The sequence below is a fragment of the Plantactinospora sp. DSM 117369 genome (assembly GCF_053764795.1).
In genome coordinates this window covers 1,227,714-1,248,619 of the sequence record NZ_CM132446.1, presented here as the reverse complement: position 1 = coordinate 1,248,619, position 20,906 = coordinate 1,227,714, and the positions used below count along the sequence as shown (strand labels likewise).

The 20,906-nt window shown below is 72.5% G+C and carries 22 protein-coding genes; 8 read left to right on the top strand and 14 right to left on the bottom strand.

Annotated features, from left to right (window positions below; all coding sequences use genetic code 11):
* Positions 1-92 precede the first annotated feature (92 nt).
* The 3 genes from ACSMXO_RS05750 to ACSMXO_RS05740 all read right to left on the bottom strand — a co-directional run bounded on the left by ACSMXO_RS05750 (position 93) and on the right by ACSMXO_RS05740 (position 2,813).
* Positions 93-1,055 carry a zinc-binding dehydrogenase gene (locus tag ACSMXO_RS05750; protein ID WP_455416939.1) on the bottom strand — a complete coding sequence of 321 codons (963 nt, stop codon included), beginning with the start codon at positions 1,053-1,055 and terminating at the stop codon, positions 93-95.
* A 78-nt stretch (positions 1,056-1,133) separates the two neighbouring features.
* The gene (locus ACSMXO_RS05745) at positions 1,134-2,360 is read right to left on the bottom strand and encodes an NAD(P)-dependent malic enzyme (RefSeq protein WP_455416938.1); all 1,227 of its coding nucleotides are present in this window, start codon (positions 2,358-2,360) and stop codon (positions 1,134-1,136) included.
* A 147-nt stretch (positions 2,361-2,507) separates the two neighbouring features.
* Positions 2,508-2,813: a S24/S26 family peptidase gene (locus ACSMXO_RS05740; protein WP_455419181.1), complete on the bottom strand. Its 306-nt coding sequence runs from the start codon at positions 2,811-2,813 to the stop codon at positions 2,508-2,510.
* Between the two features lie 140 nt (positions 2,814-2,953).
* On the opposite strand from ACSMXO_RS05740, the gene sodN reads away from it, so the two are divergent.
* Positions 2,954-3,361, top strand: a complete 408-nt coding sequence (sodN, locus tag ACSMXO_RS05735) for a superoxide dismutase, Ni (protein ID WP_455416937.1) — start codon at positions 2,954-2,956, stop codon at positions 3,359-3,361.
* 126 nt (positions 3,362-3,487) lie between these two features.
* Complete coding sequence (locus ACSMXO_RS05730; protein WP_346261671.1) at positions 3,488-3,895, top strand: ATP-binding protein; 408 nt, start codon at positions 3,488-3,490, stop codon at positions 3,893-3,895.
* 24 nt (positions 3,896-3,919) lie between these two features.
* On the opposite strand, the gene ACSMXO_RS05725 is transcribed toward ACSMXO_RS05730, so the two are convergent.
* Positions 3,920-4,321, bottom strand: coding sequence for a hypothetical protein (locus tag ACSMXO_RS05725; protein ID WP_346261672.1), 402 nt, complete (start codon positions 4,319-4,321; stop codon positions 3,920-3,922).
* Between the two features lie 42 nt (positions 4,322-4,363).
* Between ACSMXO_RS05725 and ACSMXO_RS05720 the strand changes: the two genes are divergently transcribed.
* Both ACSMXO_RS05720 and ACSMXO_RS05715 read left to right on the top strand, forming a co-directional pair.
* Positions 4,364-5,314, top strand: coding sequence for a diacylglycerol/lipid kinase family protein (locus tag ACSMXO_RS05720; RefSeq protein WP_455416936.1), 951 nt, complete (start codon positions 4,364-4,366; stop codon positions 5,312-5,314).
* 421 nt (positions 5,315-5,735) lie between these two features.
* Positions 5,736-5,993, top strand: a complete 258-nt coding sequence (locus ACSMXO_RS05715) for a WhiB family transcriptional regulator (RefSeq protein WP_130464821.1) — start codon at positions 5,736-5,738, stop codon at positions 5,991-5,993.
* A gap of 351 nt (positions 5,994-6,344) precedes the next feature.
* Here ACSMXO_RS05715 and ACSMXO_RS05710 read toward each other — a convergent pair whose 3' ends face one another.
* Genes ACSMXO_RS05710 through ACSMXO_RS05695 form a run of 4 tightly spaced genes read right to left on the bottom strand, consistent with a single transcriptional unit; the run spans position 6,345 to position 9,869 of the window.
* The gene (locus ACSMXO_RS05710; RefSeq protein WP_455419180.1) at positions 6,345-7,142 is read right to left on the bottom strand and encodes a sirohydrochlorin chelatase; all 798 of its coding nucleotides are present in this window, start codon (positions 7,140-7,142) and stop codon (positions 6,345-6,347) included.
* A gap of 59 nt (positions 7,143-7,201) precedes the next feature.
* Entirely contained in the window at positions 7,202-7,963 is a 762-nt protein-coding gene (locus tag ACSMXO_RS05705) for a phosphoadenylyl-sulfate reductase (RefSeq protein WP_346261674.1), read from the bottom strand.
* Complete coding sequence (locus ACSMXO_RS05700) at positions 7,960-8,136, bottom strand: hypothetical protein (RefSeq protein WP_346261675.1); 177 nt, start codon at positions 8,134-8,136, stop codon at positions 7,960-7,962. Before ACSMXO_RS05700 ends, ACSMXO_RS05705 begins: the two co-directional genes overlap by 4 nt.
* Positions 8,133-9,869: a nitrite/sulfite reductase gene (locus tag ACSMXO_RS05695; RefSeq protein WP_455416935.1), complete on the bottom strand. Its 1,737-nt coding sequence runs from the start codon at positions 9,867-9,869 to the stop codon at positions 8,133-8,135. Before ACSMXO_RS05695 ends, ACSMXO_RS05700 begins: the two co-directional genes overlap by 4 nt.
* 619 nt (positions 9,870-10,488) lie before the next feature.
* Between ACSMXO_RS05695 and ACSMXO_RS05690 the strand changes: the two genes are divergently transcribed.
* A complete protein-coding gene (locus ACSMXO_RS05690) occupies positions 10,489-11,712 on the top strand; it encodes a glycosyltransferase family 39 protein (protein ID WP_455416934.1) in 1,224 nt (407 codons plus the stop codon).
* An 88-nt stretch (positions 11,713-11,800) separates the two neighbouring features.
* Here the strand turns inward: ACSMXO_RS05690 and ACSMXO_RS05685 are convergent, their stop codons facing one another.
* Positions 11,801-13,420, bottom strand: a complete 1,620-nt coding sequence (locus ACSMXO_RS05685; RefSeq protein WP_455416933.1) for a histidine kinase N-terminal domain-containing protein — start codon at positions 13,418-13,420, stop codon at positions 11,801-11,803.
* Between the two features lie 116 nt (positions 13,421-13,536).
* Positions 13,537-14,571, bottom strand: a complete 1,035-nt coding sequence (locus tag ACSMXO_RS05680; protein WP_346261710.1) for an SIS domain-containing protein — start codon at positions 14,569-14,571, stop codon at positions 13,537-13,539.
* A 188-nt stretch (positions 14,572-14,759) separates the two neighbouring features.
* On the opposite strand from ACSMXO_RS05680, the gene ACSMXO_RS05675 reads away from it, so the two are divergent.
* The gene (locus ACSMXO_RS05675; protein ID WP_455416932.1) at positions 14,760-16,601 is read left to right on the top strand and encodes a tetratricopeptide repeat protein; all 1,842 of its coding nucleotides are present in this window, start codon (positions 14,760-14,762) and stop codon (positions 16,599-16,601) included.
* Positions 16,602-16,773: 172 nt separating this feature from the next.
* Here ACSMXO_RS05675 and ACSMXO_RS05670 read toward each other — a convergent pair whose 3' ends face one another.
* The gene (locus ACSMXO_RS05670) at positions 16,774-18,354 is read right to left on the bottom strand and encodes an MDR family MFS transporter (RefSeq protein ID WP_455416931.1); all 1,581 of its coding nucleotides are present in this window, start codon (positions 18,352-18,354) and stop codon (positions 16,774-16,776) included.
* 116 nt (positions 18,355-18,470) lie between these two features.
* Here ACSMXO_RS05670 and ACSMXO_RS05665 point away from each other — a divergent pair, with 116 nt between their 5' ends.
* Positions 18,471-19,094, top strand: a complete 624-nt coding sequence (locus tag ACSMXO_RS05665) for a TetR/AcrR family transcriptional regulator (RefSeq protein ID WP_455416930.1) — start codon at positions 18,471-18,473, stop codon at positions 19,092-19,094.
* Positions 19,095-19,110: 16 nt separating this feature from the next.
* On the opposite strand, the gene ACSMXO_RS05660 is transcribed toward ACSMXO_RS05665, so the two are convergent.
* Together ACSMXO_RS05660 and ACSMXO_RS05655 are read right to left on the bottom strand one after the other, a co-directional pair.
* The gene (locus ACSMXO_RS05660) at positions 19,111-19,647 is read right to left on the bottom strand and encodes a GNAT family N-acetyltransferase (RefSeq protein WP_346261680.1); all 537 of its coding nucleotides are present in this window, start codon (positions 19,645-19,647) and stop codon (positions 19,111-19,113) included.
* Between the two features lie 178 nt (positions 19,648-19,825).
* Positions 19,826-20,041, bottom strand: a complete 216-nt coding sequence (locus tag ACSMXO_RS05655) for a biotin/lipoyl-binding carrier protein (RefSeq protein ID WP_318402703.1) — start codon at positions 20,039-20,041, stop codon at positions 19,826-19,828.
* Between the two features lie 290 nt (positions 20,042-20,331).
* On the opposite strand from ACSMXO_RS05655, the gene ACSMXO_RS05650 reads away from it, so the two are divergent.
* The gene (locus ACSMXO_RS05650; protein ID WP_369814844.1) at positions 20,332-20,406 is read left to right on the top strand and encodes a 50S ribosomal protein bL37; all 75 of its coding nucleotides are present in this window, start codon (positions 20,332-20,334) and stop codon (positions 20,404-20,406) included.
* Between the two features lie 215 nt (positions 20,407-20,621).
* On the opposite strand, the gene rsrA is transcribed toward ACSMXO_RS05650, so the two are convergent.
* A complete protein-coding gene (gene rsrA, locus ACSMXO_RS05645; protein WP_318402708.1) occupies positions 20,622-20,906 on the bottom strand; it encodes a mycothiol system anti-sigma-R factor in 285 nt (94 codons plus the stop codon).

Below are 20,906 nucleotides of genomic sequence, written 5' to 3'. Positions count from 1 at the left end.
GACCCGGGCAAAACGTCCGGATTTTCAAATCCTGTCACCGCGCGTGTTCGAGTCGTGATCACGGCAGCTCAGGGCGGGCACCGGTCGCCCCGCTACGCGGTGTGCTCCAGCACCACCTTGCCGAAGACGTCCCCGGAGAGCAGCCGGGCGAAGGCCGTACGGGCCTCGGCGAACGGGTACGTCCCGTCGATCACCGGCCGGATCCCCCGCCGCACCAGCAGCCCGAGCAGTTCGGCCAGCTCCGCCGGAGTGCCCATGGTCGAGCCGAGGATCTCCAACTGCATCGCGAAGACCCGGCGGAGGTTCAGCGGCGGCTCGTACCCCGCCGTCGCGCCGGAGACGACGATCCGGGCGCCCGGGGCGGCCGACTTCAGCGAGTGGTCGAAGGTCGCGGCGCCGACCGTCTCGATCACCACGTCCACCCGCTCCGGCAACCGGGCCCCCGGTTCCAGCGCGGTCGCGCCCAGCGCAGCGATCCGCTCCCGCTTGCCCGGGTGACGGCTGGTCGCGTACACCCGCTTGCCGAGCGCCACCGCGAGCATCACGGCGGCGGTCGCCACGCCGCCGCCGGCCCCCTGCACCAGCACCGACTCCCCGGCGTCCACCCGTCCCCGGGTGGTGAGCATCCGGTACGCGGTCAGCCAGGCCGTGGGCAGGCAGGCCGCCTCGGCGAAGGAGAGCCCGGACGGCTTGGGCACCAGGTTGGCGCGGGGCACCGCGACCCGCTCGGCGAGCGTGCCGGGATGCCGCTCGGAGAGCAGCGACAGTCCACGGGGGTCGGCCGGATCCGGGATCACCGGGTAGATCACGACGTCGTTGCCGCCAGGGTCGACACCCGCGGCGTCGCAGCCGAGGATCATCGGCAGCCGGTCGGCCGCCAGCCCGACCCCGCGCAGCGACCAGACGTCGTGGTGGTTGAGCGAGCTGGCCCGCACCTCCACGGTCACCCAGTCCGGCTCCGGATGGGCCGGCTCGGGCCGATCCCCGACGACCAACGCGGCGAGCGGATCGTCGGCATCGAACGTCGAGGCGTAGGCGGCACGCATGATCGACACGTTACACCCGGTCGATAACCGCCGCTCTCCGCCGAACCACCGGCCCGGCGCAGGACACCGACCCCCGGCGTCGACCCGTCAGGCCCGGGCCACGCCGTCGCGACGGGCCGCCTCCGCCACCGCTTCGGCCACCGCCGGCGCGACCCGGGGGTCGAGCGGCGAGGGCACGATGGCGTCGACCCGGAGCTGTCCGGCCTCGGAGCCGGCCTGGTGCGTCCCGTCCGACCACGCCGCTTCGACCGCGACGGCGGCGATCGCGTCCGCCGCCGCCACCTTCATGCCCTCGGTGATCCGGGTCGCCCGAGCCGCCAGCGCGCCCTGGAAGATGCCCGGGAAGGCAAGCACGTTGTTGATCTGGTTCGGATAGTCGCTGCGGCCGGTCGCCACCACGGCCGCGTACCGGGCGGCCACCTCGGGGTGCACCTCGGGCGTCGGGTTGGCCAGCGCGAAGACGGCACCGCCCGGCGCCATCCCCGCCACCGCGTCCTCGGGGATCTGTCCACCTGAGACCCCGATCAGCACGTCGGCGTCGCGCAACGCCTCGGTGATCCCGCCGACCCGGCCGGCGGCGTTGGTCAGCTCGGCCAGCTCGGCCTTTGACGGGGTCAGGTCCGGCCGGCCGCCGTGCAGGATGCCCCGGGAGTCGCAGACCACCACCTCGGCCGGGTTCACCCCGCCGGCCGCCAGCATCTTGGTCACCGCGACGCCGGCCGCACCGGCACCGCTGACCACCACCCGCAGGTCGCCGAGCTTGCGGTTGAGCAGCGTCGTGGCGTTACGCAGCGCGGCGAGCACCACGACGGCGGTGCCGTGCTGGTCGTCGTGGAAGACGGGGATCGGCAGCGCCTCGTCCAGCCGGCGCTCGATCTCGAAGCACCGGGGCGCGCTGATGTCCTCGAGGTTGATGCCGCCGAACGACGGAGCCAGCGCCGTCACCACCGCGACGATCTCGTCGACGTCCTGGGTGTCCAGACAGATCGGCACGGCGTCCACCCCGCCGAACTGCTTGAAGAGCACCGCCTTGCCCTCCATCACCGGCATCGCCGCACGCGGCCCGATGTTGCCCAGCCCCAGCACGGCCGAGCCGTCGGTGACCACCGCGACGGTGCGGGAGACCCAGGTGTAGTCGTCGGCCAGGGCGGGGTCGGCGGCGATCGCCTCGCAGACCCGGGCCACCCCCGGGGTGTACGCGAGGGAGAGGTCCTCCCGCGTGGCCAGCGGCACGGTCGGGGCGACCGCCAGCTTGCCGCCCCGGTGCAGTTGGAAGGCGGGATCGGACGGGTCCACGGCGGCGGCGGATGACATGGTGACTCCAAGGATCGCGACGATGCATTCCATTCGAGAGGCGGCCGGCTGGACGCGAGATCGGCGATCGCCGGCAGCGGTGCGGGGGTCACCCGGGTATGGACTACAGAGCATAGTGGCGTTCGGGACGACGGTTGCCCCGCAGGGTCATACCGAGCGGTAATAGAACCACTTCGGGCGCGGCCAGTAGCGCGCCACCACCCGGCCCAGGACGTCGGCCACGCCGTACGCCCGGGAGTCGTCGGTCACCAGCGGGTTGTCGCCGTGCAGCTCCCAGCCACCGTCGAGCGGGCGTACCGCGCGTTTGACCACCAGCAGGTCCGGTCGGGTGCGGAAGACTCCGACCACCATGTCACCGGCGCGGACGGCGCGACCGCCGCGCCGGACCAGCAGCGCGTCGCCGTGCCGCAGCGTCGGCACCATCGACGGCCCGACCACGAGTACGGCGAACACCGGTGCGCCGGAGCGGCCACCGGCCGCGGAAGGGCCGGTGGAGGGGCTGGTGGACACCGAGTTTCACCTCCACCCCTTCGGGGACATATCGCAGGAGTACTGTCATCCTGGATCATCACAGACGTGCCTTGGAGGGTCCCATGCGACTTCCACGCATCCTTACACCACGAACTGTCGTGCACGCCCACTGCGACCTGCCCTGCGGCGTCTACGACCCGGCGCAGGCCCGGATCGAGGCCGAGTCGATCAAGGCGATCGACGAGAAGTACGCGGCGAACACCGACCCCGAGTTCCGCACCCGGGCGCTGATCATCAAGGAGCAGCGCTCCGAGCTGGTCAAGCACCACCTGTGGGTGCTCTGGACCGACTACTTCAAGCCCCCGCACTTCGAGAAGTACCCGCAGTTGCACCAGCTGTTCAACGAGGCCACCAAGCTCGCCGGTGGCGGCGGGGGCACCAAGGCCACGACCGACGGGTCCAAGGCCGACGAGCTGCTGCAGAAGATCGACGAGATCGCGAAGATCTTCTGGGAGACCAAGCAGGCGTGAGTACCACCACCCCGCCGGCCACCGGCCCGGCGGGACGTTGCCGGCGACGTGCCGGCTGGATCCACGGATCCGGCCGGCACGTCGGCGCGACGGCCCGGTAGAGTCCGAGACGGGGGGACTGGCCTGGTGACTTCGCTGAGCACACCGCCGACGACCGGCGACGACGTCGTCCTGCTCACCGTGCCCGCCGACGGTGGTTTCCTCGGGGTACTGCGGACCGCGACCGCCGGCCTCGCCGCCCGCCTGCACTTCGCCCTCGACGAGATCGAGGATCTGCGCATCGCCGTCGACGAGGCGTGCGCCATGCTGCTGGCCGTCACCACCCGGGACGCCGAGTTGGACTGCCGCTTCTCGGTCACCGACGACGCGCTCACCGTCGAGGTCTCGGTGCCCACCGCCCGGGGAGCACGGCTGCCGGCGGAGTCGTCGTTCGCCTGGAAGGTGCTGACCGCCCTGACCACCTCCGCCAGGGCGGTCGCGACCGGCGACCGGGCCACCATCACGCTGCTGACCCGACGCGCCGCCGAGGTCTGAACCCGGTCGGTTCGGGTCTCCCGGTCAGGCCCGTTCGGTGTCGAAGCCGAGCGCCCGGTTGGTGGCGGTGCTGATCAGCAGGCCGACGACCAGCAGACCGAGCGCGATCAGCGGCCCGCCCAGCCAGGCCAGCCCGCCCAGGATCATGAAGTAGCCGACCGGCAGCAACATGAGCTGCAACACGATCGCCGGTGCCCGGGCGGCCGGTCGGCGCCGATCCAGCGCGGTGCCGATCACCCAGAGCAGCACCGCGCCGCCCGCCGCGAAGAGAGTGACCAGGAGCGCGGAGAGCAGGTCGGTCGCGGTAGCGGTGAACAGCTCGTAGATCAGGAAGAGCGTCAACAGGGCCAGCCCGACCCCCTCGGCGCGCAGCAGCCACACGGCCCAGCGCAGCGGGCCGGGTGCCGGTTCGGGGTCCCTCGTCACGGCCGCCACGATACCCCGGCGGCTCGCGGTACAGTGCCGCCCATGCGGGCCATCCTGGTGGTCAATCCCAAGGCCACCACCACGACGGGCCGGGGCCGGGACGTTCTCGTCCGCGCGCTCCGCAGCGAGGTGGACCTCACCGTCGAGTACACCCGGCGGCGCGGGCACGCGGTCGCGCTGGCCCGGGAGGCCGCCCGGCAGGGCGTCGAGCTGGTCGTGACGCTCGGTGGCGACGGCACCGTCAACGAGGTGGTCAACGGCCTGATGACCGCCGGCCCCTCGCACGCCGCCGACGACCGGCCACCGGCCGGGCAACTCCCCGCGCTCGCGGCCGTACCGGGCGGCTCGACCAACGTCTTCGCCCGGGCGTTGGGGCTGCCCCGGGAGTGGCCGGAGGCGACCAGCGTGATCCTGGAGGCGCTGCGGGTGGGGCGGGTCCGCACCATCGGTCTCGGTCTCGCCGACGACCGGTACTTCACCTTCTGCGCGGGGCTGGGCATGGACGCGGCGGTGATCCACCGGGTGGAGCGGGCCCGCCGGCGGGGCCGGGTCTCCACCCCGAGCCTGTACCTGCGCTCGATCGTCAGCCAGTACCTCGTCGGGGCGGAGCGGCGGCACCCGGCGATCCGGCTGGAGCAGCCGGGCGAGATCACCGAGGGTGAGCTGGCCACCGTGGTCATCCAGAACACCGCACCCTGGACGTACGTCGGGGACCGCGAGGTCAACCCGAATCCGGACGCCTCGTTCGACCTGGGCCTGGACGTGTTGGCGCTGCGTCGGCTGCGGGTACCGAGCACCACCCGGATGGTGACCCAGAGCCTGTCCCGGCGGCCGGATCCGCGTGGCCGGCAGATCCTGCGGCTGCACGACCTGGAGGAGTTCACCCTGGTCGCGGAGCAGCCCCAGGCGTTCCAGCTAGACGGCGACTACCTCGGCGAGCGAAACAAAGTCCGATTCACGTCCGTCCCGGCGGCACTGCGAGTAATCTGCTGAGCCTGGGGTACTGCGACCGGTAGCGAACCTCTGAAGCCTCCAACGAGGGCGGTGCCGGAAATGCCAGCAATGTTGGGCGGACTGTACTATATTGATTCTCGGCTGTGGCGCACCGGGTGCCGGCGAGGGCGGAAATCCGGACATATGGGCCGTGACCTGTCTCACCTGCCCAGAGTTTTTCCGGGCGCTACCCTTGACATCGCGGGAGTTCGTGAAAGTATTCACAAGCGAACTTGAGTTACCGGGACATTGCGTGGGCGCGTTCGACCAACGACCGCCGCCCCGCGGGTCCCACAACACAAAGCCTGCTCTCGCGCTGCCGAACCGATGGGTTCCACACCGTCGCGATCGACACCGCGGACGCATATAGGAAAGATCCACGAAGCACTGCCGCCCACCCAGATTGAGGAGTGTTGCCGCCATGGACTGGCGCCACCATGCTGCCTGCCGCGACGAAGACCCGGAGCTGTTCTTTCCGATCGGAACGTCCGGTCCGGCCGTCCTGCAGGTCGAGCAGGCCAAGGCCGTCTGCCGGCGTTGCTCCGTGACCGACGAGTGCCTGCAGTGGGCGCTCGAATCCGGTCAGGACGCCGGAGTCTGGGGCGGAATGAGCGAAGAGGAGCGGCGCGCCGTCAAGCGCCGTGGCGGCCTTCGGGTCCTGCGCGCTCACTCTGCCTGACCGACCGCACTACGCATCGGACGCCCTGGGGCTCGTTCCCCGGGGCGTTCTGCTGTTCGGCGTTAACACGTTCTGTTGTTCCTGGAACGCGTTCTGCTGTTGTCGTGACGATGGATAGTGGATCGACGACATTCCGCTGATCAATTCGCCGACGCCGAATCCGAAGACGATTCCCATCCGTCGACCGCGATTCCGACGACGATTACCGGCGCCGGGGCTGGCCGGTCGGAACGCCGCCGGGACCCCGTGCCGCGCCGGACGGCAGCGCCGGACGCCGACGACTACGGTACGTTGCGGCGGGCAACTACTCTGCGTCACTCGCCCGAGGTCGCCGCGCAACAGCGGCGACGGTTACCGAGGGTCAGCGGCCAGCGCCGCGTCCAGCCGCCCGAGCACGAGCTGGACGAGTTCCGGTGCGTCGCCCAGCGGGGCGGCCAGGAGCACCGCACCGGCCTCCCGAGCCGATGCCAGGGCCGCCTCGCAGAGCCGGCCCGGAGCCAGGAAGTACGTGGCCACCGCCACCCGTCGGGCGCCGGCCTCCCGGAGTGCGCAGACCGCCGTACCGGCCGTCGGTGGGGCCGCGGAGGCGTAGCCGACCCGGGTCGGTAGCCCCGTCACGCGACCGAGCGCCTCGGCCACCTCTCCGACGGTGTCCCGGGCGGCGGCGTCCCGGGTACCGGCGGCAGCCAGCACCACGCCGTCGACCCCGCCCTCGCGGAGCGCGGACGCGTCGACGACGCCGTCCGGGTATCCCGGGTCGACGGCCTCGGTGAGCCGGCGCAGCAGCCCGGCGAGCAGCCGTGGGTCGACCCCCCGCGCGGTCGGGCCGAGCACCTCGGCGGTACGCACCGGCATGCGCAGCCCCGCCTCCCGGGCCGCCTCGACAGCACCGGGGATGTCGACCCGGCCGTGGTACGCGGCCGTCAACAGCAGCGGCACCAGTACGGCCTGCCGGTGCCCGGCCGCCTCCAGCTCGGCCAGTACCGCACCGGGTCGGGGTGGGCCGTGGTCGAGATAGCTGGCCCGGACCAGCAGACCGGGCCGGGCCGCCGCCACCGCCCGGGTCAGCGCCTCGGTGGCTCGGGCGGCCCGGGGATCGCCACTGCCATGTGCCACCAGCACGACCGGGGCCGGGGCCGACCCGGCCACCGGTGCTCCGGCGGCGGTCGGGGCGGACCCGGCCACCGGTGCTCCGGCGGCCTCGGCGGTCACACGTGCAGGCCGCACTCGGTCTTCTCGAACATGGCCCAGCGGCCGGCCCGGGGATCCTCGCCCGCCTTGGTCCGCCGGGTGCAGGGCCAGCAGCCGATCGAGGTGTAGCCCTGCCGGAACAGCTCGTTGACCGGAACGTTCCACCGGGAGATGTAGGCGTCGACGTCGGCCTGGCTCCAGGCGGCGATCGGGTTCACCTTGACCTTGCCGCGTCGCGGGTCGAAGCCCACCACCGGGGTGTTGGCCCGGGTCGGCGACTCGTCCCGGCGCAGCCCGGCCGCCCAGGCGTCGTAGTCGGCCAGAGCCCGCTCCAGCGGCTCCACCTTGCGCAGCGCGCAGCACTCGTCGGGTGCCCGGGAGAAGAGCCGGGGACCGTACTCGCCGTCCTGCTGGCCGACGGTCTGCCGGGGCCGGACGGAGCGTACGTTGACCGGCAGGGTACGGGCCACGGCGTCGCGTACCCGAAGGGTCTCCGGGAAGTGCAGGCCGGTGTCCAGGAAGACCACGTCCACCCCGGGCGCCACCCGGGAGACCACGTGCGCCAGCACGGCGTCGGCCATCGAGCTGGTGACGCAGAACCGGTCGCCGAACTCGCCGACCGCCCAGCGGACGATCTCCTGGGCCGGTGCGCCGTCCAGTTCGCGATTCGCCTCCTCGGCCAGCGCCCGCAGCTCCGCCGGGTCCCGCCGGGACGGGGAGGCCGGCACGTCGGGACCGAGCTTGACCAATCCGAGGTTGGCCGCGGCAACCGGGCTCATCGGTGCTCTCCTTCGGTCGAAAGCGCGGTGGCGAGCAGGCCGGTGAACTTCACCGTGAAGACCCGGGCGCAGGCCCGGCACTCCCAGGCACCGTGCGACGCCTCGTTGGGTCGCAGGTCCTCCTCGCCGCAGTACGGGCAGTAGAGGGGTGCGGCTCGGGTATCCCCACTCATCGCAGTTCCTCCTCGTCGACTCGCACGACCCAGTTCGCGAAGCTCTCGCCCTCGGTGCGACCGTCCAGGTAGCGGCGGGTGAGCCGCTCGACGTACTCGGGAAGCTCCGCCGCGGTGGTCTTCAGGCCGCGCAGCTTGCGGCCGAAGCCGGCGGACTGGCCCTGGGCCATGCCCAGGCCGCCGCCGAGGTGCACCTGGAAGCCCTCGACCTGGCGCCCGTCCGGCCCGACCACGAGCTGGCCCTTGAGGCCGATGTCGGCGGTCTGGGTCCGGGCGCAGGCGTTCGGGCAGCCGTTGAGGTGGATGCTCAGTCCCTCGCCGAGGTCGGCGCCGGCGAGCCGCTCCTCCAGCCGGGCCACCAGTTCCTGGCCCCGGGCCTTGGTCTCGACGATGGCGAGCTTGCAGTATTCGAGGCCGGTGCAGGCCATGGTGTCGCGCCGCCAGACCGACGGGAACGCCTCCAGGCCGATCCGGCGCAGCGCCGCGACCAGCGAGTCGGTCCGCTCGGCCGGCACGTCCAGCACCAGGAGTTTCTGGTACGGGGTGAGGCTCACCCGGCCGCTGCCGTGCTCGGCGGCGGCGTCGGCCAGCTCGGCGAGCTGGGTGCCGGAGATCCGCCCCACCACCGGGGCGGCGCCGACGTAGTGGCGCCCGTCCCGCTGCCGGTGCACTCCGATGTGGTCGATCGGCTTGGCCGGCAGTTCCGGCGCCGGCCCGTCGAGCAGGCTGCGGCCCAGGTATTCCTTCTCCAGCACCTCGCGGAACTTGGCCACGCCCCAGTCGGCGACCAGGAACTTGAGCCGGGCGCGGTGCCGCAGCCGGCGGTAGCCGTAGTCGCGGAAGATCCCGACCACCCCGGCCCAGACGTCCGGCACCTCGTCCAGCGGCACCCAGACGCCGAGCCGCTGCGCCAGCATCGGGTTGGTGCTCAGCCCGCCGCCGACCCAGAGGTCGAAGCCGGGGCCGTGCTCGGGGTGCTCGACGCCGAGGAAGGAGATGTCGTTGACCTCGTACGGCGTGTCGGCCAGCCAGGAGATCGAGGACTTGAACTTGCGCGGCAGGTTGGAGTATTGCGGGTCGCCGACGTAGCGCCGGACGATCTCGTCGATGGCGGGGGTCGGGTCGAGCAGCTCCGCCTCGGCGATGCCGGCGACCGGGCTGCCGAGCACCACCCGGGGGCAGTCGCCGCACGCCTCGGTGGTCTGTAGGCCGACCGCCTCCAGCCGGCGCCAGATCTCCGGCATGTCCTCGACCCGGATCCAGTGCAGCTGGATGTTCTGCCGGTCGGTGATGTCGGCGCTGTCCCGGGCGTACGTCTGGGAGACCTCGGCGATCGTCCGGAGCTGCTCCAGGTTGAGCTGGCCGCCGTCGATCCGGACCCGGAGCATGAAGTACTCGTCTTCCAGCTCGTGCGGCTCCAGCACGGCGGTCCGGCCGCCGTCGATGCCGGCCTTGCGCTGGGTGTAGAGCCCCCACCAGCGGAACCGCCCGCGCAGGTCCTGCGGGTCGATCGAGGCGAAGCCCCGGTGCGCGTAGATGTTCTCGATCCGGGCCCGTACGTTCAGCGGGTTGTCGTCCTTCTTGGTCCGCTCGTTGGGGTTGAGCGGCTCCCGGTGCCCGAGCGCCCACTGCCCCTCGCCTCGCGGACGACGGGCCGGTCGGGCCGCGCGTGCGCTGCTGCCCGCCGGTGCGCTGGTGGCGCCGGGTCGGGACGGGGTGTCGCTGACCGCCATCGCGGCGTCCTCCGTTGTTCGGTGTGACTCGGTGGACGCGCAGGGCGACGGCCTCGGCCCAGGGCGGACCGGAGACGACGGTGTCGGAAACGACGGTGTCGGGGAAGCCGGCGCACTGCACGCCCGGGACGGAACAGGTCCGGGCGGCGTCAGTGGGCCGGACAGATCGCGCTGCGAACGCGGCCGTAGTCCACGTGGCGGCGGGAGGTGAATCCCGGCCTCGCGAAGCGGCGCACGGCGGCGGTCATACCCGTCATGCTGCCACATCCGTATCGGCCGGACCACCGCCGCGACCACTGATCCCGCCTGGCGGACCCGCTGTGGTCAGCTTCACGCTACGATTTCGAATATTGGAACTAATGCGACAGATGGCATCTCATCGGCCATAGATCGCGGTTCGGCTCGACCCGTTCGCCGGATCGTCCTGCCGGGTCGGTTCCGCCGGGCGATCTGGCTCTGGCCGGGCCTGGCCACCCTGCTCGTCACCGCCGTCCAGCTCGACCGCGCCCCGCTCTGGCGCGACGAGCTGGCGACCTGGAGCGCCGCCTCCCGGCCGCTGCCCGACCTGCTCCGGCTGATCGGCACGATCGACGCGGTCAACGGCCCGTACTACCTGCTGATGCACGGCTGGCTGGCGGTGGCCGGAGACTCCGTCGTCGCCCTGCGGCTGCCGTCCGCGCTCGCCATGGCCGGGGCCGCCGCGCTGACCACCGTGCTCGGCGCCCGGCTCTTCGGCCGCCGGGCCGGGCTGCTCGCCGGGCTGCTCTTCGCGATACTGCCGAGCACCTCCCGGTACGGCCAGGAGGCCCGCCCGTACGCCCTGGCGACCCTGCTCGCGGTGCTGGCCACCCTGCTGCTGTGCCGGGCGGTGGAGCGTTCGACGTGGCCGCGCTGGGCGGGCTACGCGGCGGCGGTTGCCGGGCTGGGCCTGGCCAACCTGTTCGCGGTCAGCCTGGTCGCCGGGCACGCGCTCGCCGCCCTGCTCGGTCGACGTGACCCGGTACGACTGCGCGGGCTGCTCGCGGTCGGTCTCGCCGGGCTGCTGCTGGTGCCGCTGGCCGTGCTCGGCCGGAGCCAGCAGGGCCGGCAGCTCGACTGGGTGGGCCGCCCCGGGTTCGGCGACCTGCTCGGGTTGCCCGGCAGTGTGGTGCAGGCCGGGGTGGTCGGCGGGCTGCTGGTCGGGCTCGCCGCCGTCGCCGTCGCTGCCCGCGGGCGCTGGGGTGTCGTACTCGGCCTGACTGTCCTGCTGCCGGCGCTGCTGCTCTTCGTCGCCGGGCAGGTCACCCCACTCTTCGTACCGCGCTACCTGCTCTTCGTGGTCCCGTTCGCCTGCCTGCTGGCCGCCGCGACCCTGGCCCCGCTCCGGCCGGCCGCCGCGCTGACGATCGTGCTGGTCGCCGGCCTGCTCGGCGCACCCGAGCAGGCGGCGCTACGGCGCACACACGAGTGGCCGCGCACCGCCCCGGTGGACTACCCGGCAGCGGTACGCATCATCGCCGCACATCAGCGACCGGGTGACGGCATTGTGTACGCGCCTCGGGACGGCTGGGCGTTCCTCGACCTGGCCACCGCGTACTACCTGCGGACTGACCGCCCCCGGGACGTCCTGCTGGCCGAGGACCAGATCCGCCGGGCCGACTTCTGGGCGACCGAGTGCACCCGGCCGGCGGAGTGCCTGGCCCCAGTCGACCGACTCTGGCTGCTCTCCTGGGGAGCACAGGCGGATTCGCTGGCCGCGATGCCCGCCGGTCGAGCGGACCCACTGCGCGCCGCCTTCCGGATCAACCGGCACTGGACGGTGCGAGGTCTCACCGTGGACCTGCTGGTCCGCCGCTCGGCCTAGCCCGACGTACACGAGTAGATCTTGACGACTTCTTGCGCCTGGGACGACAACAAGTCGTCAAGATCTGTCGAAGATACGCACAGCTGCTTTATCGGGCCAGTGGGACCACGAGCAGCGCTTCGGTGCCGGCACCGGCCCGGTTGCGCAGCTCGATGGTGCCGCGCAGCTCCCCGGTGGCCAGCGCGCGGACGATCTGGAGGCCGAGCCGGCTGCCCTGGTCGGCGTCGAAGTCCTCCGGCAGGCCCTGGCCGTTGTCGGCGACCGTGACGTGCAGTTGCTTGCGGAACCGGTGCGCCGAGACGACCACCTCGGCCGGCTCGGCTGGCCGGTCCGGCTTCTCCTCGGCGCCCGCCGGCCGCTGCTCCGCCGGGGCGGCCTCGTCCGGGGCGGGCGTGTCCAGGGCGACCCCGTCCAGGACGGCGGTCGGCGGCACCGCCCCGTTCTCGCCCTGCTCCGGGAAGGCGTGCTCGACCGCGTTGAGCAGCAGCTCGTTCAGCACGATCACCAGCGAGGTGGCGATCTCCGCCGGCAGCACGCCGAAGCTGCCCTGCCGGCGTACCCGTACCGGGACCTCGGTCGCGGCCACCTCGGCGGCGGCCGCCGCCACCCGGTCCACGATGCCGTCGAACTCGACCGCCTCGTCGCTGGACATCGAGAGGGTCTCGTGCACCAGGGCGATCGAGGCGACCCGGCGTACCGACTCCTCCAGCGCGGCCCGGGCGGCCGGGATGCCGACCCGGCGGGCCTGGAGCCGGAGCAGCGCGGCGACGGTCTGGAGGTTGTTCTTCACCCGGTGGTGGATCTCCCGGATGGTGGCGTCCTTGGTGATCAGGGCGCGATCGCGGCGGCGTACCTCGGTCATGTCCCGGACCAGCACCAGCGCGCCGATCGGCACCCCGGCGGGCATCAGCGGCAGGGCCCGGGTCAGCACGGTCGCGCCCCGAGCCTCGATCTCCCGGCGCGGCGGCGCCTCGCCGCGCAGCGCGGCGAGCACCCGGTTGGCCGCCTCGGTGCCCTCCAGCGGATCGGCGGCCAGCCGGCCGTTCAGCGCCGCCAGGTCCTCGCCGACCAGGTGCGAGGCGAACCCGAGCCGCCGGTACGCGGACTGCGCGTTCGGGCTCGCGTAGGTGACCTTGCCGTTGGCGTCCAGCCGGACCAGCCCGTCGCCGACCCGGGGTGCCGTGGTGGTCTCGCCGGGGTGGCGTACCGGCGGAAACGTGCCGTCGGAGAGCATCTGGGCCAGGTCGTCGGCGGTGGTCAGGTAGTTCAGTTCGAGCTGGCTCGGGGTACGCGCGGTGGAGAGGTTGGTGTCCCGGCCCACCACGGCGATCACCTCGCCCGACTCGCCGTCGCCGGAGCGCAGCCGGACCGGGATCGCCTCGTGCCGGGCCGGGGTGTCGCCATACCAGACCGGGTCGCCCTCCCGCCAGATCCGCCCCTGGGTGTACGCGATGGCCAGGTGCGCCACCTCGGGTCCGCCGACGATCCGCCCCACCTGGTCGTCCTGGTACGCAGTCGGCGCGGTCGTCGGGCGCACCTGGGCGACACAGACGAACCCGTCGGTGTCGCTGACCGGTACCCAGAGCAGCAGGTCGGCGAAGGACAGGTCGGAGAGGAGTTGCCAGTCGCCGGCCACCCGGTGCAGGTGGTCGATGTCGACCGGTCGCAGGCCGGTGTGCTCCTCGGCGAGATCGCGCAGCGTGGACACGGGGCAAGCCTGCCACGACCACGCCCGGTGCGGGTATCACCACCGGATGCCCGCACCGGCGGGCGCGCGCCCGACCCGCTCCAGAGACCGGCGGCAGCACGGGTTCGCCGAGCGGGTCAGAGCGTCGCGGTCACCTTGTGCAGTCCGCGCGGGGCGTCGGGATCCTCGCCCCGGGCCAGTGCCAGCGCGAGGGCGAGCCGCTGCACCGGCAGGATGTCCAGCAGCGGGGCGTACCGCTCGTCGACCTCCGGCACGGGTAGCTGGGCGGCGGCTCCGGCGACCCCGGCCGGCCCGACCACCACCAGGTCCGCGCCGCGTTCGCCGACCTTGGCGACCACCTCGCGCATGGCGGTGCCGCCGGGCCCGGCACCGACGACGGCCAGCACCGGTACGTCCGGATCGGTCATCGCCAGCGGGCCGTGCAGCAGGTCGGCGCCGGAGAAGGCGAGCGCCGGCAGGTAGGAGGTCTCCATCAGCTTCAGCGCCGCCTCCCGGGCGGTCGGGTACGCGTACCCCCGGCCGGTGGTGACCATCCGGTCCGCGAAGCGGTAGCGGGCGGCGAGCTGCCCCGGCGCCGGGTCGGCGAGGGTACGGGCGGCCAGTTCCGGCAGCGCCGCCAGCCCGGCCCGCTCCTCGGCGGGCACCACCCCGTCCCCGGCCCGGATCCCCTCGACCAGTAGCAGCAGCGCGAGCAGTTCGGCGGTGTACGTCTTGGTCGCGGCGACCGCCCGTTCGTGCCCGGCGGCCACGTCGATCGCGAGTTCGGCCGCGCCGGTCAGCGGGGAGTCGGGGGCGTTGGTCACCGCCAGGGTCAGCGCACCGGCCTCCCGGGCCACCCGCAGCACCTCGGTCAGGTCGGGTGACCCGCCGCTCTGGCTCACCCCGACGACCAGAGCCTCGGACAGGTCAGGCCGGGCGCCGAAGACGGTGATGGTGCTCGGCGAGGCGAGCCCGGCGGGAAGCCCGAGCCGGATCTCGGTCAGGTACGCCGCGTACAGCGCCGCGTGGTCCGAGGTGCCGCGTGCGGTGAACACCACGTGCTTCGGCCGGCGTTCCGCGATCACGGCCGCCACCTGCGCGATCGCGGCCGTCGAGGCCGGTTCCAGCAGTCGCGCGAAGCCTTCCGGCTGCTCGGCGATGTCCGCCGCCATGCCGGCTCCCGGTTGCGCCACGATGACCTCCTCATGCGCGTTTCCCGCGCGTTCCATGCTCAGCTTTGCACGATTGGACGCTTCAGAGCAATCTAACGATCAGCTTTGCGCAGTAGATCACCAACCGCCGTCACCATGCCCTAGGCTCCCCAACCCAGGGGAAATTCCACGTACGAAGGGTCGACTCGGTGCCCGAGGGAACGGACGACCCCCGGCTCTCGGCCGAGGGGGAACTCGCGCTGGCCCGGCTGGCGCTGGACGAGGGCGACCTCCGGCACGCCGCCGGTCACCTGGCCGGAGCGATCGCGTACGCCCCGACCATGCCGGAGGTGCACGAGGCGCTCGCCCAGCTCGCCGCCCGGTCCGGCGGCGGGGTCGAGCTCTTCCCGCTCGACCAGCACCCGTTCATCGGTACCGTGGTGGCCCGTGCGCACCTGCTCGCCGCCGCCGGGCGCCCCGGCGACGGGCTGGAACTGCTCGCCGCCGCCACCGGTCACGTCCCCTCGGCCGACTGGGCCGGCGTGCCCTGGGTGAGCGCCCCCGAACTCCCCGGCCTGCTCGATCCGGACCGGATCGCCCGGGTGCTGATGCAGGTCTGCGCCGGCATCTCCGACCCGGTGCCGGAGACCGCCCGCGAACCGCTCTGGCCCTACCTGCGGCTGGCCCGGCACGCCGTGGCGGCACATCCCCGGCACGGCCTGCTGCTCGGCGCGGCATCCGCGCTGGCCCGCCGGGTCGGCGCGGTCGGCCAGGCCGTCGAATGGGCCGGCCGGGGGGCCCGGGAACTGCCGTCGAAGCTCTCCGAGGTGTGGCTCGGCTACGCCTACCGCAGCGCCGGGCGGACCACCGAGGCGCTCGCCGCGCTGCGCCGGGCCGTCGATCACGACCCCGACGACCTCTCGGTGTACGCCGACATCGCCGGCACCCTCGCCGACCACGGCCGGCTCGGCGAGGCGCTGGACTGGATCGACCGGGCGCTGGCCCGGGACCCGTCCTTCGACTGCGCGGTGCACACCGGTCACCGGCTGCGCTACCGCCGGGACGGCGACCTCGGCCACCTGGTGGCGCTGGCCGACTTCCAGCGGGACCATCCGGACGACTCGCACGAGCACAGTGACCTCGCCGAGTGCTGCCAGAACCAGCCGTGGCTGGGCCGGGTCCCGCCAGCCACCGAGACGGTGGCGGTGGCGCTGCGGCAGCGGCTGGCCACCGGCGAACCGGCCGACGGCGCCCGGCTGCCGCTGGACGGGCTGGAGCCGCCCAGCGCGATGCGTACGCTGCACGGGGCGGCCTCGGCCCTGGTCGTCACCGTCGCCGCCACCCCGGAGCCGGATCTGCGCGAGCCACGCCGCCCGGTCGGGCACCAGCTCTGGCGGTACGCCGGCATCACCGCCGTACCGGCCGTGCCGGAGCCGACCGACGCGGCGGTACGTCGGATCCAGCAGTTGGCTCACCCCGCCTGGCCGCATCCGCCGGCCGCCTACGACGCGGCGGTCGGGCTCGCCACGCTCGAACTCGACGACCTGCTCGGCCTGCTGGCCCATCCGCCGGCACCGCCACCGACCGAACTGGGCCGTACGCTGAGCCGGCACGACCCGACACTCTGGGTGCGCTGTGTCCAGGTCTGGGTCTGCCTCGGGCTGCTGCACCACCGCACCGACGAGCCGTGGCCGGACTCGACCCGGCGCAGAGTACTGCTCGACCTGATCTGGGGCGTCGAGGACTGGGTCACCGAGGCGGCCCTGTTCGCCCTGGTCACCGCCGCCTGGGTGGACCCGTCGGTGCGTACCGAGGTGGCCCGGGTCGCCGCCGGTCGGTTCGGTGACGCGGTCGAGGTGGCACAGCGGCGGCCGGTCACCGTGCTGCGTTCGCTGGCCCAGCTCGTGCTGGCCACCCCGGCCGCCGAGCCGACCGCAGTCGACACCGCCCGGCTGCTGCTCGGCCGGGACGGCACTGCGGTGGCGCCCCGGCAGCGCCGGTTCGGCCGGCTGCTGGACCGGATGTGGCGGCGGTTCACCCGGCACGGCTGAAACTCCGCACAGCGCGCCGGGTTCCACGGCCGAAACTCCGCACAGCCGGCCGCGTCCCACGGCCGAAACTCCGCACGGCCGGTCGCCGGGGCCCGAGTTCCGCAGGGCGGGTCGGGTCTGGGCGACGAAGGCGGCGCCGTCCCTGTCGACAGGGACGGCGCCGGGGCGGAGGTCAGCGTACGGGCGGGCTGGCCAGGGCGGTCTCCGCCTGCTCCTCGGGAGTGTCGGCCGCGGAGGCGGGACCGCCGCGCAGCGGGATCTCCTTGACGAACCAGGCCAGCACGGCCACGGCCAACGCGAACGGTACCGCCCAGACGAAGACCACCCCGATCGCGTCGGCGAGACCGCTGAGCACCGCGTGCTGCTGCTCCGGCGGCAGCGCCCGCAACGCGGCCGGGTCGACTCCGGCGCCCTCGCCGCCGGCCATCATCGGCCCGGCGGGCGAGTCGGCCAGCCGGTTGGCGAAGACCGCCCCGAAGAGCGAGATCCCGAACGAGCCGCCGATCGACCGGAAGAAGGTGGCCGCACCGCTCGCCGCACCGAGGTCCTTCTGCTCCACGCTGTTCTGCGCGATCAGCATCGAGGTCTGCATCAGGAAGCCCATCCCGACACCGAGCACGATCATGTAGAGCGAGGATTCCAGCTTGCCGGTGTCGACGTCGAGCATGGCCAGCAGCGCCATCCCGGCAGTCATCACGATCCCGCCGACGATCGGGAAGGCCCGGTAGCGGCCGGTCCTGGTGATCGCCCGGCCGACCACGATCGACACCACCAGCATGCCGAACATCAGCGGCAGCAGCAGCAGCCCGCTGTTGGTCGCGGAGGCGCCCTGCACGGTCTGCTGGAACAGCGGCAGGAAGTTCATCGAGCCGAACATCGCGAAGCCGAGCAGGAAGCCGATCACCGAGATCACCGCGAAGTTGCGGTTGGCGAAGAGGCTCAGCGGCAGGATCGGCTCCGGCACCCGCCGCTCGACCACGGCGAAGGCGATCAGCGACAGCGCGGCGACGGCGGCCAGGCCGAGAATCTGGCCGGAGATCCAGTCGTACTCGTTGCCGCCCCAGGTGGTGACCAGCACGATCGCGGTGATCCCGACCGAGAGCAGCGCGGCGCCGACCCAGTCGATCCGGTGCTCGGTGCGGTACTTCGGCAGGTGCATCCTGGTGGCCAGCAGGATCAGCGCCACGCCGCCGAGCGGCAGGTTGACGTAGAACGCCCACCGCCAGGAGAGGTGGTCGGTGATGAAGCCGCCGACCAGCGGACCGGCCACCATGGCGATGGCCATGATGCCGGCGATCATGCCCTGGTAGCGACCCCGCTCCCGGGGCGGGACCAGGTCACCGATGATCGCCATCACGCCGACCATCAGGCCGCCCGCGCCGAGGCCCTGCACCGCGCGGAAGGCGATCAGCTCCATCATCCCGTCGCCGGGGCCACCGAGCATCGCCGACCCGGCCATCCCGCAGAGCGCCGACCCGAACAGGAACAGCACGATCGAGCTGAGGAAGATGGTCTTGCGGCCGTACAGGTCGCCGAGTTTGCCCCAGATCGGGGTGGAGACGGTCGACCCGAGCACGTAGGCCGTGACCACCCAGGTGAAGTGGTTGAGTCCGCCGAACTCGCCGACGATCCTCGGCAGCGCGGTGCTGACGATCATGTTGTCGAGCATCGCGAGCATCATCGCGATCATCAGGCCGCCGAGGACGACTCTGATGTTGACTGGTCGTTGCGGCGCATCCGCCATCGTGGTCATCGGTAGGCTCTCCCCCTGGGTGCAACCGCTTACTTGCCGACCGGCTAGTGATTCTACCTGCCGCACGGTAAGCTGGGCGCCGGGTTCACGTCAAGCGATTACGAGAGGTGGTCCGGGTGACCGGCAGCACAGGTGACACGCGGTCCCGGATCCAGGCCGTGGCCCTGGAACTCTTCACCGAGCAGGGCTACGAGAAGACCTCACTACGGGAGATCGCCGAACGGCTGGGCGTCACCAAGGCGGCCCTCTATTACCACTTCAAGAGCAAGGACGACATCGTCGACAGCTTCGTGTCCGACCGAGTCGAGCGGCTGGACCGGCTGATCGAGTGGGCTGCGGAGCAGCCGGTCGACGCGGTCGGCCGCCGGACGACGCTGCGCCGCTACTGCGAGGAGTTCTTCGGCGACGACGGTCGCAACGTGATGCAGTTCTTCGAGCAGAACCGGACGGTGGTCAAGCACCATCCCGCCGGCCAGATGATGCGGGACCGGATGCTGCGGATCGCCGAGCTGCTCTCCCGGGCCGACCCGTCGCCGGCCGGACAGCTCCGGGCGACGCTGGCGCTCTTCTCCGTACACGGCAGTCTCTTCGCGCTACGCGGCGAGATCAGCTCCAGGGAACGGCAGGAACTCGCGCTGGAGATCGCCAACGAGCTGCTCGACCGGATCGGCGAGGACCCCACCCGGCCCGACGAGCCGGAACCCGGGGCGGACAGCATTCCGACCGCCGCAGCCGGCTAACCTCCGGCTCCGGGTCTCAGCCCCGGCTCGGCTCCCGCAGCACGGTCGGCGCGGGGGTCAGGTCGAGGCGGAGCGCGAGCAGGTCCACCCCGGGGGCGGGTGACCAGTCCCGGTCCGGCGTACGGACGAAACCGAACCCCGCGTAGAGCCGGTGCGCGGGGGTGGAGAAGCTGCGGGTGCAGATCACCACCCGGGCACAGCCGAGCGACCTCGCCCGGTCCAGGCAGGCCCGGACCAGCGCCTTGCCAACACCCCGGCCCTGCGCGCCCGGGTCCACCGCCAGCATCCGGAACTCCGCCTCGCCGGGCCCGGACAGCTCGGCGTACGCCGAACCGGGGAGCACGAACAGCACGGCGCCGAGCAGCTCACCGGTGGCCTCGTCGGCGGCGACCAGCAGCTCGCCGGCGCCGGCCCGAGCCGGTACGTCGGTGAGCACCTGCTCGTACGTGTGGTCGCCGTCGAGTTGCCCGTCCGCCCGGTACGCCGCCACGGTGAGCCGGGCGATCGCGTCGAAGTCGGCCGGCTCGGCGATCCGGACCACCAGGTTGGTCATGCCGCTTCCTCGCTCCGTCGGGTCATGCCGTCGCCCGGGTCGCTGCCCCGGACGGGTCCCGCCGGGCGACCTGCCCGGCGGCCGGTCATTGAACCTTTTTCAACCTGAACCGCGCGGCGCGTGCGCCCCGGCTTCCCCCTGCGGCCACGACGGACCGCAGGGGGAGGTTGAAGAAGGTTCATTCGATCACGGCGATCAGGTCGCCGTCCTGCACGACGTCGCCCTCGTGCACGGCGAGTTGCCGGAGCACCCCGTCCGACTCGGCCACCACCGGGATCTCCATCTTCATGGATTCGAGGATCACCAGCGTGTCGCCCTCGGACACCGTGTCGCCGGCCGCGGCCACGACCTTCCAGACGTTCGCCACCATCTCGGCGCGGATCTCCTCGGCCATGGGTTCCCCCTCGTCGTGACTGTTGCCCTGCGACGTATCCAATCATGCGACTGATCGCCGTCAAGGCCGGCACGGCGGCGGTCAGTCGCCGGCCGGGTCCGCCGAGCACCAGGGGGCGGGCGCTACCGAAAGGGCGTGCGTTCGCGGGCGGGCGTGCACCCGCGGGGTGTGCCGGGCACACCGCCTCGGCAGGGCCGCGCGGCGACCATGGGAGGATTGCCCGGCGCGAGCGGAAACGGGCGGTCGACGACGGTGGTCGGCGCCGCCCACGAAAACGGACGGAGGTCAGCATGGCGAAGAAGTCACGGAAGAAGAAGGCGCGGAAGAAGAGCGCCGCCAACCACGGCAAGCGCCCCAACTCCTGAGCTCGGCGCCAGCCTGGGCGGCCGGGCGGGGCACGGGACCGTCGGCGATCGCGACATCGCGCTCGCCAGATCCCGGCCCGCCCGGCGATCCGCCACGACGGCAGTGCCCCGACAGATCGCCCGCTCAGTGAACCCTTCAACCTCCCCCTGCGGTCCGGCGGACCGCAGGGTCGGACGCAGTGCGTAACCGCCGCACGGTTCAGGTTCAGAACGGTTCAGTCGGCGAGATATTCCCGGGAGTCGGTCTCGAAGACCAGCTCGGCCAGTCGGACCCGCAGCCGTTCCCGAAGGTCGGCCGGCGCGGTCTCGTTGCCGCAGCAGCGCGCGACCAGCGCCTTGACCTCCTGCTCGATGCCGTACTCGCGCAGGCAGGGCGAGCACTCGTCGAGATGGTCCCGGATCAGGTTGCGCCGCTCGTCCGCGCATTCGAGGTCGAGGTAGAGATATACCTCGGTGAGGACCTCACGGCAGTCCGTCTCGTGCGGTTCACCGCAACTCAT